Genomic DNA, 13,580 nt, shown 5'->3' with positions numbered 1-13,580 from the left:
GCCCCGCGCGGAGAGCACAATCAGGTTCACGGTTCCGACCCATGCGAGAGATCATCAAGCTCGGGGGCCGGTCCTGGGTTGGAGTTCCCTCACCCCCGACCCCTCTCCCGGTCGCGCTGACTCCTACGCGGCGATCCGGCAGACGCTGGGGGGCCTGTCGGATAGCGGATTCGACCTCAACTTCGCGAACTCGGCGCGGATCAATGGCCATCTTCCTACAGCTACGCCTGGGCGGACAACGCGACGGGATCGAACGTCCAGGTGACGTCCTACGGCACCGGATCGGAGTACTGCAAGGTCGTGAGCTGGAGCGGTGACGAGGCCAATGCACAGGCCGACGTCGCCTGTTTCGACGCCGACGGCGAGCCGACGGACACGCGCTTCGTGATCGTGTACACGGACGACAAAGTCTCCGTCACGTGAGCCGCAGGCCGGGGAGTCGGCTCATGGAAATGGAGTGACAGGGCCGCGGAAGTCGTGACGCGCCAGCCCGTGAGCGGGCGCGGGAGCGGAGGCGCGTGTGCGTGGGAATCGCCAGATGCGCCCCCTTGGTGGACCTTGACACGGGTCCAGGTTCCGGGTCTTCCTACCCTCCCACGATCTCGTGATGGAGGATTCGAATGGATACTCGGAGGTGCCCTCGCCGTGAGGGACGCTGGACTGCATCGGGTCGGGCGCTGTTCGCGCGGGTGATCGTCCCCCTCGTCGCGCTCGTGGCCATTGCGTGTGGCGACAATCCAGGCACCGGCGACCCGGGCGGGGCTGGCGGGGACGGTGCCAGCAGCACCAGCAGCGCCAGCAGCACCGGCGGGTCCGGCGGGGCTGGCGGGACGGGCGGCGGCGGCGGTGGAGGCACCGGCTGCACGCCAGGCGCGTCGCAGAACGTGCCCTGCGGCCTCAATGGCAACGGCCAGCAGGCGCAGGTCTGTGCAGAGGGCGTCTGGGTCGACGACGGCGCGTGCAACGATCCGGACATGTGCGTCGACGGGACACAGCAGACCAAGCCTTGCGGCCTCAACGGCGCCGGGACGGAGACCGAGACCTGCACGGTCGGCGCCTGGCAGCCGGGCACGTGCGTCGATCCCGACGAGTGCAAGACGGGCAGCGAGCAACAGGTCGCCTGTGGCCTGAACGGCGCCGGCACGCAGCCCCAGACCTGCACCGCCGGAACGTGGCAGGACAGCGGCGCCTGCGCCGATCCCGATATCTGCGTCAATGGTACGACCCAGCAGGTCGCCTGCGGCCTGAACGGCGCCGGCACGTTACCCCAGACCTGCACCGCCGGAACGTGGCAGGACAGCGGCGCCTGCGCCGACCCCGACGTCTGCGTGAACGGCGCGACCCAGCAGGCGAGTTGCGGCTTCAATGGCGCCGGCACGCAGCCCCAGACCTGCACCGCCGGAACGTGGCAAGACAGCGGAGCCTGCGTCGACCCCGACGTCTGCATGAATGGCGCGGCCCAGCAGATCGCCTGCGGCCTGAACGGCGCCGGCCTGCAGCCCCAGACCTGCACCGCCGGAACGTGGCAGGACAGCGGCGCCTGCGTCGACCCCGACGTCTGCGTCAATGGCGCGACCCAGCAGGAGAGCTGCGGTTACAATGGCGCGGGCACCAAGCCCCAGACCTGCACCGCCGGACAGTGGCAGGACAGCGGCGCCTGCGTCGACCCCGACGTCTGCGTCAATGGCGCGACCCAGCAGGCGAGCTGCGGTTACAATGGCGCGGGCACCAAGCCGCAGCTTTGCACCGATGGCCAGTGGCAGGACAGCGGCGCCTGCGACGACCCCGACGTCTGCGTGAACGACACGACCCAGACCCTCTCGTGTGGGCTCAACGGGCGTGGCGATCAGCTCCAGACCTGCACGACGGGCGCGTGGGTGGACACCGGCGCGTGCGTCGACCCCGACGAGTGCGTCGACAACGCGGTGGAGCTCGCCACGTGCCCCGGCGGCGTGCAGAGCACGACGTGCGTCGAGGGGGCCTGGATCCAGGGCGGCGCGTGCGAGAAGAGCCCGATCAGCGCGAATGAGCGCAACACGTGCGCTGTCGTGGGCGGGAAGGTCTACTGCTCGGGCAACGGCATCAACGGCGAGCTCGGCAATGGCACCACGGTCTCGACGGGCACGCTCACGCCGGTCTCGAACCTGACGGACGCGGTGGCCGTCGCGGTGGGCTCATACCACGCGTGCGCGCTTCGCGCGACGGGCGCCGTGGTCTGCTGGGGCGCGGGTGGCCGGCTCGGCAATGGAACCACGACGGGCGCGACGACGCCCGTGCCCGTGTCCGGTCTCAGCGACGCCGTGGCGCTCGACGCCGGAGCCGAACACACCTGCGCGCTGCGCTCGACCGGCGCCGTCGTGTGCTGGGGCGAGGGCAGCGCGGGCCAGCTCGGCCACGGAGCGACGACGGACGCGACGACGCCGGTCACGGTCTCGAACCTCGCGGACGCCGTCGACGTCGACGCGGGCGGCGCCCATACCTGCGCGCTGCGCTCGACCGGCGCCGTCGTGTGCTGGGGTGCGGGCAGCGCGGGCCAGCTCGGCAATGGCCTCACCGCCAATCAGACGACGCCCGTGGCCGTCTTCGGCGTCAACGACGCGATCGCGATATCGGCCGGCTGGAGGTATGGCTGCGCCGTGCGGGCCAGCGGCAGCGCCGTCTGCTGGGGTCGAGGGGGCAATGGCCAGCTCGGCAACGGCGCGACGAGCGACATGTTCGTGCCCGTCGCGGTGCTGAACCTGACCGACGCCGTGGCGATCGAGACGAGCAGCGCCGCCAATTACAGCAACGGAGACCCGTTGCAATGGGGCCACACGTGCGCCCTGCGCAAGAGCGGCGCGATCCGGTGCTGGGGATATGGCCTCGATGGTCAGCTCGGGCAGGGCGCCTACGCCTCGAGCTCGGGCGGGGTCGCCGTGCTGGACATGAACGACGCGCAAGCCGTGGCGCTCGGCATGTATCACACGTGCGCCGTGCGAAGCTCCGGGGAGATCCGCTGCTGGGGAGATGGGGACGCAGGGCAGCTCGGAAACGGCTCGATCAACACCGCGCCGGTGCCGGCCCCTGTGGTGAACCTCGCTGACGCGGTGGAGATCGTCGCGGGTTACCAGCACACGTGCGCGCTGCGCCAGAACGGCCAGGTGCAGTGCTGGGGCAATAACTCCGAGGGTCAGATCGGAAATGGCTCCACGACGCGGCAAACGACCCCCGTCACCGTATCCAACCTGACGGACGCCGTCCAGGTCAGCGCGGGTGGTTTTCACAACTGCGCCGTGCTCGCGAGCGGGCAGGCGCGGTGCTGGGGCGATGGCGGTTATGGCCGGCTCGGAAACGGCGGGTCGACGGACAGCACCACGCCCACCGCGGTGTCGAATTTGACGGACGTCGCCGCGATCAGCGCGGGTGGTTACCACACGTGCGCCGTGCTGAAGACCGGGCAAGTGCGCTGCTGGGGCTACGGGCAGAACGGACGGCTCGGGAACGGGGCCACATCCAACCAGACCTCGCCTGTCGCCGTGGTCGGCGTGACAGACGCCATCGATGTCGCGGCTGGCGAGGGGCACACGTGCGTCTTGCACGCGACAGGCGCCGTCTCGTGCTGGGGCACCGGGACGAGCGGACAGCTTGGAAACGCCACCCTGACGACCTCGACGACGCCGGTCGCGGTGACGGCCCTGAGCGACGCCATCGCGATCGACGTGGGGTACGCGCACACGTGCGCGGTGCACAGCACGGGCGCGGTGAGCTGCTGGGGCAGCGGCGGGAGCGGGCGGCTCGGGAATGGCGCGACGACGAACGTCACCATCCCTGTCGCGGTCCCGAACCTCTCCAATGTCGTGCAGGTGAGCGCGGGCGAAACGCACACCTGCGCGGTCACGGCCCTCGGCGGCGCGTTCTGCTGGGGTAGCGGCGGCTACGCACAGCTGGGCAATGACTCGACGGCCAATGCGCTCACGCCGGTGCCCGTCATGAACATGGCCGACGCGGTGAACATCAGCGCCGGCAACCGCCACACCGCCGTGATCCGTGGGGCGGGCTCGGCTGCGGCATGGGGAACCGTGGATCAGGGGCAGCTCGGCAATGGCAGCCCGATGGTGAATTTTCCCATCGTGGTGACCGTGCTCTGAGCGGCGAACGGACCGGATACCCTGGCGGGGGCAGCGCTCCACAAGGCGCTGCCCCCGCCAGCCCGACCCATTCATGGAACGACATCGTAGATCTCGAGCATTGACGAACCCTCGCCCGTTCGTCGCGTGACCGGGTCTAGAGATCCACGCGCTTGCGGTTGTCCGACGAGACGCGGTCGATGAGCTTGTTGTTCGGATCGAAGCCGGCTTCGTAGGGCTCCGCGTCGACCACGACGGTCAGCTTCACCTGCTGCTTGGTCACGTGGTGGCGCTCCAGGTACAGCACCTCTTCGTCCGCCTCCTTGCCGGACTTGCCGCGGGCGAAGACGCCGACCTCGATCCAGTCGTCGAGCTCGCCCGCCGTCTCCTTGCCCTTGCCGTCCGCGTAGCGCTTGTCCGCGAACAGGTCGAGGGTCACCTCGTATTTGCCGTCGTCGCGCTTGCGCGCGGTCGCCGCCTGCACCCGATTGTCGTAGAAGCAGATCTTCTCGAACAGGTCGGTGATCAACGCCTCGTGTGCCGGACCGGCCTCGGCGCGGATGTAGGAAAGGAGCTCGGCCGATGTCGTGTACGGCGGCTTTTGATAACCCTTGTCCTGCAGGAACTTCTTCAGCGCGCGGTTGAGCGCCGCCTCGCCGATCTCCTCGCGCAGGCGGTAGAACACGAGCGATCCCTTCTGGTAGTGGATGTACTGCTGGTTCTCCACCCGGTAGAGCGGCAGCTCCTCGACCCGCTCGCGGCCGCGGTTGGAGAGGTACTTGTCGAGCTCCTCCTTGAGGAAGCGTCGCATCTTGGCGCGGCCGTACTCCTGCTCCATCACCATCAACGCCGAATACTGCGAGAGCGACTCCGACAGCACCGTCGCCCCCTGCACGTTGGCGCCGATCACCTGGTGCGCCCACCACTGGTGCGCGATCTCGTGCGCCGTCACGTAGAACACGTAATCGATGTTGGTCTCGTCGCGCAGGTCGGCGATGAAGCCGATCGACTCCGAATAGGGGATGGTATTGGCGAAGCTCTGGGCGAAGCTCTCGTATTGCGGAAACTCGATGATCCGCACCTGGCGGTGCTGGTACGGCGTGAAGTTGGCCTCGTAATAGGAGAGCGACTTGCGCACCGCGGCGATCATACGATCGACGTTGTACGGGTGCTTGGGGTCGTAATAGATCTCGATCGGGATCTGCTCCGGCGTGCCCTCCTTGTAGAACCCCTTCTTCACCTGCCAGCGCGCCGACAGGAAGGCGTAGAAGTTCAGCATCGGCCGGTCCATGGCATAGCTGAAGCAGCGACGGCCGTCGCGCTGGAACTCCTCCTGCAGGTAGCCCGGCGCGAGCGCGATCTGATCCGGCGCGGTGCAGATGGTGGTCTTGAAATCGAGCCAGTTCGCGTCGTCACCGATATAGGTGCTCGCGCGCGCCGCCTGGTCTTCCAGCTTCGGCATGCGGGTGGGCTCGCCCAGCCCGCGCTTGCGGCGGTCGTTCCGGTCGTCGATCTGCGCGCGCTCGTCATAGCCGAACTGCGGGAACATGCGGTTGTTGAAGAAGCTCCCATTCTCGACGATCTGCGTCGGCGAACGATCGTTGGTGATGCCGTTCGGGTGGTAGTCGAGCGTGAAGCGCACATCGCGCTCGTCGCCCGGCTGCATCGGGCGATCGAGGCGGTAGATGCGGTAGCCCAGCGGGGCATCGTGCTTCACGAGCTCGGCGCCGCCGAATTCGATCGCGAGCAGCGCCTTGTCGTCGGCGAGGTTGATGTGCACCTCGGGGATCGGCGAGGCGTGGGGGTTGTGCACGCGGTAGACCCCATCGATGCGCAGCACCTGCGTCTCCGGATGCAGGTCGATCTGCGTGGACGAGGCCAGGATCTTCGGCTGCGGCAGATCCCTGTAGGCGCCGTATTCTTTCTCGTAACGCGCCGACAGGTCGAGCTTCTGCTCCGGCGAGCGGTATTCATTGCGGACGTTGGTGTTCCAGAAGAGGAAGCCGCCCACGGACGCGAACGCGAGCAGGCTCGAGCCGAAGGCCACGCCCAGCCGGCCGCGCAGCCGTCGCCGCGCCACGACGAAGCGCTCGCGGCGGCTGCCGACGCTGCCGCGCACCCAGAACGCCACCGACAAGAGCAGCAGCGAGAGCAGCAAGAGGCCCCAGTACCCCTGGAACCAGAGCTGCGCCGGCAAGAAGTGGCCATAGCCGTTCATGTCCGAGTACGGCGCGTTCGGCCAGCTCCCGAAATTGTAGAGGTGATGGGTGAAGTCCATCAAGCCGAGCGCGGTCTGCAGGATGAGCACCAGGATCAGCAGCGCATAACCGACGAACTTGTTGTTGCTGAACACCTGCAGGGTCAACGCCAGGCCGCCCATCAGCGCATACACGACCGAGTCGAGCGCCAGCGTCTTCAGGTAGAGCAGCGGTTCGAGCTGGGTATGGCCCTTGGCGAGCTGGATGAGCATCGCGGCGGCCGCGCCGACAAGCTGGAATGTGGCGATCACCGCCAGAAGCGCCCCGAGCTTGGCCAGGAGCGGCACCCAGCTCGGCACCGGCATCGCGTCGGTGACCTCGTGGATCTTCGCGCCGCGCTCCTTCCACACGAGCTCGCCGGCGTAAAACAGCACGATGATCACCAGCAGGAAGCTATAACTGCCCTGCAGCGCAGACAGCATCTGCGAGGTCACCGGATGAATCGGTGTTTCATACATGGTCTGGCGGAACAGCGCGGACGGGATGAAGTTGGCGATGCCAAACGCGAGCATCACCAGGAACGGCACGCTACGGAACACGCCGACGGTGTCGAAGCGCAGTTGACGCAAGAGCTGCCGCCCTACCGTGCGGGTCGTGAAGATGGGCTCCGGCCTCCGCACCGCCGCCACGGCGACGGGCCGGGCCGCGCGCTCCGCCGCGGCGAGCGCGTCCATGTTCACCTTCCGGCCCCAGCGCCGGCGGCCGGTGCCGCTGCGCTCGGTCTTGAACAGCGCGAAGGTCGCGACCAAGAGCGCCGCGGCGATCGCGGTCCAGAGCGCGCGGTTGCCGAGGAGGTAGCCCCCGATCGCCGGCAGCCCGGTGTTACGCTCTTCTGCCGACCAGTAACGAATGGTGCGCTCGAGGGCACGCGCGCCGAGCGGATCCATCAGCGTCGCTATCCAGACATTGTCGAGATCACGCAGCAACACCGCGCTCGTGCCGTACAGCACGAAGAAACCGAGCACGCCGATGTAGACCCACAGGATGCTGCGTGTCACCGCCGCCATCAGCGAAAGCAGCGCGCCGGTGAACAGCAGGTTCGGGATCACGAACACCCCGAACGCCCACAGGTAGGGCTTCAGGGACACCGGCCCGAGGCGCGCAGGATCGATCCAGGGCATGAACTGGGCAATGAACATGCCCAGGCCAATCACGAGGTACACGACCAGGCTCGCCGCGAGCGCCGCGCCGAGCCGGCCGAGCAGGTAATCGCGTTTGCGGATCGGGCTGGCGAAGAACAGCTCCGCGGTGCCCTGGTCGAAGTCGCGCAAGAGGGCGCTGCTGATGAAGATCGTGATGACCAGCATCCCGATCAAGGTGAACAGCGCGAGCCAGGTGGCGACGACGGTCGGCGCATTGCGGAAGACATTGCCGATGCTCCCGCCCACCTGGACGGCCTCGCTGCTGGCCGCACCGAAGGCCAGCAACCCGAACAAGCCGGCGACGAGCCAGAGCAGCGGAGAACGGAGCTGCTCGCGCAGCTCGAAGCGGAAGAGTTCGCGGATCATGGCAACGCTCAGGCGGCCTGCACGCGCAGGAGCTGGAAGTACACGTCCTCGAGGTTCGGGGCGACCTGCTCGAAGCCTTCCCCCGGGTGCTCGCTGCTGAATACGTGGATCACCGGACGGCCGGCGACCAGCCGCGTCGACAGCACGACGTGGCGCGCCTCGTATTCGGGCAACGCCGCTTTCGTGACCTGCTTGCGCCATACCTGGTTGGCGAGCGCGGCGATCGCGTCACTCGGCTTTCCGGTCAGCAGCACCTGGCCCTTGTTCATGATGGCCATCGTCGGGCACAGGTCGGTGACGTCCTCGACGATGTGCGTGGACAGGATCACCGCGACGTTCTCGCCGATCTCGGCGAGCAGGTTGAGGAAGCGATTGCGCTCCTCGGGATCGAGGCCGGCGGTGGGCTCGTCGACGATCACGAGGCGCGGATTTCCCAGGAGCGCCTGCGCGACACCGAAGCGTTGCCGCATGCCGCCCGAATACGTGCCGAGCTTGCGCTTGCGCACGTCCCACAGGTTCACTTGCTGGAGCAGCCCGTCCACGACCTCGCGGCGCTGCTTGCGGTCGATGAGACCCTTCAGCACGGCGAAATGCGTCAGCATGTCCTCCGCGCTCACCTTCGGATAGACGCCGAAGTCCTGCGGCAGGTAGCCGAGCCGGCGCCGGACCGCGTCCTTGTCGCGCAGCACGTCGATGATTTCGCCGTTCGCGCCCTCCAGCGTGGCGCTGCCGCTGTCGGCTTCCTGCAATGTCGCCAGGGTGCGCATCAAGGACGACTTGCCGGCGCCGTTCGGACCGAGCAGGCCGAACATGCCGCGCGGAATGTCGAGGGTGACATCGTTCAGCGCGTGAACGCCATTGGCGTAGGTCTTGCCGAGATTGCGGATGGCGAGCATCATGTCCCTGCAGAAGAAAGCCGCGGACGACGAACGCGCCCAGGGCAAATGGCAATACGACGACGGTTCCGCGACCTCGCCTACCACGCCTTCCGTACGGTAGTCAACAACGGGCAAGCGACCACGGTGGCCCCCGGACGGTGGCCTTCGAGCTCCATCCCGACAGCGACGTCATGCGCGGCGGGCTCGCCTTCCATCTGGAGACGCCGCTCCCGCCCCGCCCACCTGCCTCTTTGACGTGAGCCACCCTCCCCGCCTACCATCGCGGCTCCGAGCATGCCGCTCCTTCGCTCCCAGGACGTCGAACTCCGCGACCTCGCGCGCGGCGCGCCCCCTCTCTCGGACGCGTGGGGCAGCCCCACGGGCGCGCGCCTCGCGCGGCTGCTCGGCGTCGGCGGCATGTCGAGCGTGTTCCTCGCCGAGGTCGATACGGCCCGGCGTTCGAGCGCGCTCTCGCCGATCTGCCCGCCGCGTATCGCCGTCAAGATCATGAAGCCCGCGATGGTCTCCGACCTCATGCAGGAGGGGATCTTCGCCGGCCAGCTCGCGCAGCGCGAGGCCACCGCGCTCGGCCGCATCATGGATCGCACGCCGCCCACCGAGTTCGTCGTCGGCTTCTACGGCATGGGCGAGGCGCCCGTCGACGTGCGCGGCAGGACCGTGAAGTTGCCGTGGCTCGCGCTCGAATACGTCGACGGAGGGCAGGACGGCTCCTCGCTCGCCGATCGCGTCACGCGCGCGCCCGACGGCTGTGATCCGATCCGCGCCCTGCGCCTCTGCCGCGGCATCGTCGAGGGCGTGCTCGCGCTCCACGACGAGGACATCATCCACCGCGATCTCAAGCCCGACAACGTGCTCATCGTCGGGCCCGTCGGCGACGAGACGCCGAAGATCGCCGACTGCGGCATCTCCAAGGTCGCCGACTCGACCTACACGATCGCCGCGCTGACGCGCGAGTACGCCGGCAGCGAGCAGTGGCTCTCGCGCCCCGGCGAGAAGAACCCGCTCATCGGCCCGTGGACCGACGTGCACGCGCTCGCCGCCGTCGTGTGGTTCGTGCTGGGAGGCGAGCACTGGTGCCGCGGACCCTGGGACAACGGCTTTCTCGTCACGGGGGAGCGGCGCTCGCTCGTCACCGCCCCGCGCCTGCACCCGGGCTTCGCCGCCGATCGCGTGACCCTCGGCGAGCTCGACCGCGTGCTCGGCAAGGGCGCCTCGCCGGCCCTGCCCGAGCCGCTGCGCGACCTCGAAAGCGCGCGCGCGCTCGCCCCGCGTGACGCACCTTCCCGCTTCGAATCGGCCCGCGCCTTCGCCGACGTGCTCCTGCCCCTGCTCGAGTCCGCCGCCGCGCGCTGGAAGGCCCGCGCCGCGCGCGAGGACCGCGCGACGACCGCGTTCCGCACGACGCAGGCGCTCGCGTCCCCCGCGGTCACGCTCGAACCGACGGCGCAGATCGTCGAGCTGCCGCCCGTCGAGATCAAGAACGTGATGCTGCCGCCGCTGCGACCGGGCAACATCGCGTTCCAGCCGGATGGCCGCGCGCTCGCGCGTTTCGGCGGGCGCCTCCTGTACCTCTGGGGCCCGCGCGCCTTGCCCATCCCCGTCGGGCCCAAGGACGCGCCCGTCGTCGCCGCGACGACCTTCGTCGTGCGGGGTCCTCACGCGGGCTTCGCGCTCGTCGGCCCCTCGCACGTGCAGCTCGTGCGGCCCGGCCGGATCGTACCGCTCGGGTTGCCTCCACGCGCGAGCCCCATCGAGGCGGCGCTCGGTGATGGGCAGACGTTCGCCGTGGTCACGGCCGCCGTGGAGGGCGACGAGGACAGCTTGCCGGAGCTCTGGCTCTGGAACGACGAGTCCTGGTCCGCGCCCGTCGCGCTCCCACTCGCCGGCCGCGTGCTCGCGCTCTCCTCGGGTCCGTACGGCATGCTCGTCGTCGGCGCGAACGGCAAGGGCACGCGCGGCCGGGCGCTCTTCGCGAGTTACGACGGACAGACGACGGTGTACGCGACGGGCGTGCAGGACAAACCCGCGCTGCTCACGGCGCTCTGCAGCGGCGAGCGGCTCGCGTGGGCCGCGGGCGAGGGGTTTGTCCTCGGCCTCGATCGCGGGGCGGTGATCCCCGAGGAGGTCGAGGCGAAGGATCGGCCGGTGGTGATGGGGCTCGACCCGGTGGGCCTGCCGTGGCTCGTGACGATGTCGTCGGTGATGCGCCGGCAAGCGGGCGGGACCACGGCGGTGTGGCGGACGTATTACGAAAAAGACGCCGGCGCGCCGCCGCTCGTCGGGATCACGTTCACGCACGAGGGGGCGCGTGTCGTGGACGCGCGTGGTGGCGGGGCGAACCTCGTGCCGCGGGACATCGGGAGCTGGCAAAGCACGTCCGCGGTGCTCGAGCAGGGCTCGTGACCTCGATCGCTTGACCACCAACGAAACCTGTGGCTCGACTTCGGGCCATGAAGCGCGCCCTCTCCGTCCCTGCCGCCCTCCTCGCTTTTTTCCTCGCACAGGAGGCGAGCGCCGATTACGAAGTCTGGCTCTGGGCCGAAAACCGCGTGCCCATCGTCCGGGCGGACAAGCCCACGTTCCCGCGTATCGACCTGCGCGTCTACGCCGAGTCGCGTTTGAACGGTCGAAGCGACGGCCTGCATCAATCGTTCCTCCGGACGGGCCCCCTGTTTTTCCTGACCGATTTCCTGTTCATCGGCGTGCAGGGCACGATTTACGCCGATCGCCTGGCGTCGGGCGCGTTCGACCAGGAGGCGCGCTTCGAGTTCGAGCCGAACTTCTTCGGGCGTATCGGTGATTTCACGTGGAACGACCGGAACCGCTTCGAGGCTCGTTTCCGCGAGGCCGAGACGCGGTATCGTTATCGCAATCAGCTCCGCATCAACTACGCGCCGAAGGGGGCGAAGTGGATGCCGTTCGTCTGGGACGAGGTGCTCGTGGACCTCTCGGGGCTCGGCCTGAACCAGAACCGCGCGCTCATCGGCCTCGCGCGCCAGCTCAACCCCACGACGCGCCTCGACGCGGGCTTCATGCTCCGGAGCCGGGAGGAGGCCTCGGGGTGGGTCCACGACCGGGTGTTTTTCGCGGCGCTCTTCTTCGACGTGGCGCCCCCGGGGAAATGACGCCGGGAGGCGTATCGCTCCCGGTAAAACGTTTTACTTGACCGTGCGGACGACCCAGCGTACGCACGCGCCGTGCCCTCCCTGCTGCACGAGGCGATCGTCGAGCTCTTCAGGAACCGGCCGGTGATGGCCGCGGAGCTCCTCCACGAGGCGCTCGGCGTACCATTGCCATGGAGGACCAGGGGGTGGCGACGGGGCGAAAGAGTCGTCGGTGAGAACCCGGGGGAGTGCGTTTCAAGGCGGCTCCTCCTCGTCGACGCGCTCGTCCTCCTCGCTCCCGAGCGCGGTGTCGACCTCTACCGTGAGGCCGTCACCGTTGCCGAGAGCCTCGGAGACGCAGCGCTCGTCGAGTCCGTGCTGCGGCGCGCTGGCCGTCGAGGGACTAGGCCGAGCGGCCACGCGCGCCGCGCGCTGGTCCCGCGCCCCTCGGTGACGAGCGTGGCACCTAGAGCGCCGATCCCTTCAACTTCCCCGATCCTTCCGCGTACTTACACGAGGGGGATCGACAGGCGCTTGCCGACGTGATCCACTCTCCGCGGCTCGCCCAGCCAAACGGAGAAGGCACGTCCATGTCGACCCCCGTCCCGCGCTGGAATCCGAGCTCTGTCGCGACTCGTAGGGAGCAGATGCTCCTGGCCCGGCTGGGCAACCACCGGAAGCTGTTCGCGTTCCTTTATCAGCATCGCCTGGAGTTGTTCGACGACGCTTTCCAGGACGAACTCGCGGCCATGTACCGCGACACCGGCGAAGGCAGGCTGCCTGTACCTCCAGCCTTGCTGGCGATGGTCTTGTTATTACAGGCGTATCACGGCGTATCCGATCGCGAGGCGGTCGAGTTGACGGTCGTCGATCTGCGCTGGCAGCTCGTGCTGAGCATCTTGGGAGCTGAAACGCAGGCGTTCGGGCAGAGCACCTTGCAGGCGTTCCGCGAGCGGATGATCGCGCATGGTATGGACCTCCGGATGCTCGAGCGCACCATCGAGCTCGCCAAGAAAACCCAGGGGTTCGACTGGGAAAAGTTGCCGACGACGCTGCGCCTGGCGGTCGACTCGCGTCCCCTGGAAGGCGCGGGTCGTGTCGAGGACACGATAAACCTACTCGGCCATGCGGCCTTCAAGCTCCTGCGCGGAGCGGCCGCGTTACTCGAGCTGAAAGCGGAGCAAATCGCGGCGTGCGCGGGAGCCCCTGTATTCCTGGCGCCAAGCATCAAGACGGGCCTGGACATCGACTGGTTCGATCCCGAGCAAAAGGCGGACGCGATCGTCGAGCTCACGCGGCAGATCGACGCGCTGGAGGCGTGGATTCGCAGGCAAGCCGGCGCCGCGGCCGACGAGGCGCCGCTGAAGGAGCTGTTCGATTGTATTGCGCAGCTGCGCGCCCAAGATCTCCAACCGGATCCGCCGGGAGGCGGCAAGCCCCGCATCCGCGAAGGCGTTGCCAAAGATCGGCGTGTGTCGATCGAGGATCCGCAGATGCGCCACGGGCGCAAGAGCAAATCCAAGCGCTTCAAGGGCTACAAACAACATATCGCGAACGATCTGGATACCGAGCTGATCCTGGCCGTGTCTGTTACACCTGCCAATCGTCCCGAAGGCGAGGGCGCGGCAGACCTCGCGAAGGATCTCTCACGATCCCCGAGGAATGACAAAATTGACGAGGTGTACATCGATCGCGCATACGTGAG

Annotated in this window: 8 protein-coding genes; 5 read left to right on the top strand and 3 right to left on the bottom strand. The window is 68.2% G+C overall.

What is annotated here, in order from left to right:
* The first annotated feature begins 261 nt into the window (after positions 1–261).
* Together GF068_RS44535 and GF068_RS32880 are read left to right on the top strand one after the other, a co-directional pair.
* The gene (locus GF068_RS44535) at positions 262–423 is read left to right on the top strand and encodes a hypothetical protein (RefSeq protein WP_206079598.1); all 162 of its coding nucleotides are present in this window, start codon (positions 262–264) and stop codon (positions 421–423) included.
* Between the two features lie 266 nt (positions 424–689).
* Positions 690–4,127, top strand: a complete 3,438-nt coding sequence (locus tag GF068_RS32880; protein WP_153823487.1) for an RCC1 domain-containing protein — start codon at positions 690–692, stop codon at positions 4,125–4,127.
* 136 nt (positions 4,128–4,263) lie between these two features.
* On the opposite strand, the gene GF068_RS47470 is transcribed toward GF068_RS32880, so the two are convergent.
* The gene (locus GF068_RS47470) at positions 4,264–7,872 is read right to left on the bottom strand and encodes a M1 family aminopeptidase (protein ID WP_153823645.1); all 3,609 of its coding nucleotides are present in this window, start codon (positions 7,870–7,872) and stop codon (positions 4,264–4,266) included.
* Positions 7,873–7,880: 8 nt separating this feature from the next.
* A complete protein-coding gene (locus GF068_RS45610) occupies positions 7,881–8,768 on the bottom strand; it encodes an ABC transporter ATP-binding protein (RefSeq protein WP_153823644.1) in 888 nt (295 codons plus the stop codon).
* A gap of 276 nt (positions 8,769–9,044) precedes the next feature.
* On the opposite strand from GF068_RS45610, the gene GF068_RS32865 reads away from it, so the two are divergent.
* Complete coding sequence (locus tag GF068_RS32865; RefSeq protein ID WP_153823486.1) at positions 9,045–11,174, top strand: protein kinase domain-containing protein; 2,130 nt, start codon at positions 9,045–9,047, stop codon at positions 11,172–11,174.
* Positions 11,175–11,221: 47 nt separating this feature from the next.
* Positions 11,222–11,896 carry a DUF2490 domain-containing protein gene (locus tag GF068_RS32860; protein ID WP_153823485.1) on the top strand — a complete coding sequence of 225 codons (675 nt, stop codon included), beginning with the start codon at positions 11,222–11,224 and terminating at the stop codon, positions 11,894–11,896.
* A 234-nt stretch (positions 11,897–12,130) separates the two neighbouring features.
* Here GF068_RS32860 and GF068_RS32855 read toward each other — a convergent pair whose 3' ends face one another.
* A complete protein-coding gene (locus GF068_RS32855) occupies positions 12,131–12,295 on the bottom strand; it encodes a hypothetical protein (RefSeq protein ID WP_153823484.1) in 165 nt (54 codons plus the stop codon).
* A gap of 170 nt (positions 12,296–12,465) precedes the next feature.
* Between GF068_RS32855 and GF068_RS32850 the strand changes: the two genes are divergently transcribed.
* Positions 12,466–13,580 (top strand): transposase (locus tag GF068_RS32850; RefSeq protein WP_153823483.1); only part of this gene is annotated, 1,115 nt, incomplete at its 3' end.

The sequence above is a fragment of the Polyangium spumosum genome (genome assembly GCF_009649845.1).
GTDB lineage: Bacteria > Myxococcota_A > Polyangia > Polyangiales > Polyangiaceae > Polyangium > Polyangium spumosum.
This window is presented reverse-complemented; position numbering and strand designations above follow the sequence as displayed.

Coding starts and splice junctions, on each gene's coding strand:
- GF068_RS32865 (WP_153823486.1), top strand. CDS start 9,045: ATGCCGCTCCTTCGCTCCCAGGACGTCGAACTCCGCGACCTCGCGCGC.
- GF068_RS47470 (WP_153823645.1), bottom strand. CDS start 7,872: ATGATCCGCGAACTCTTCCGCTTCGAGCTGCGCGAGCAGCTCCGTTCT.
- GF068_RS45610 (WP_153823644.1), bottom strand. CDS start 8,768: ATGCTCGCCATCCGCAATCTCGGCAAGACCTACGCCAATGGCGTTCAC.
- GF068_RS32860 (WP_153823485.1), top strand. CDS start 11,222: ATGAAGCGCGCCCTCTCCGTCCCTGCCGCCCTCCTCGCTTTTTTCCTC.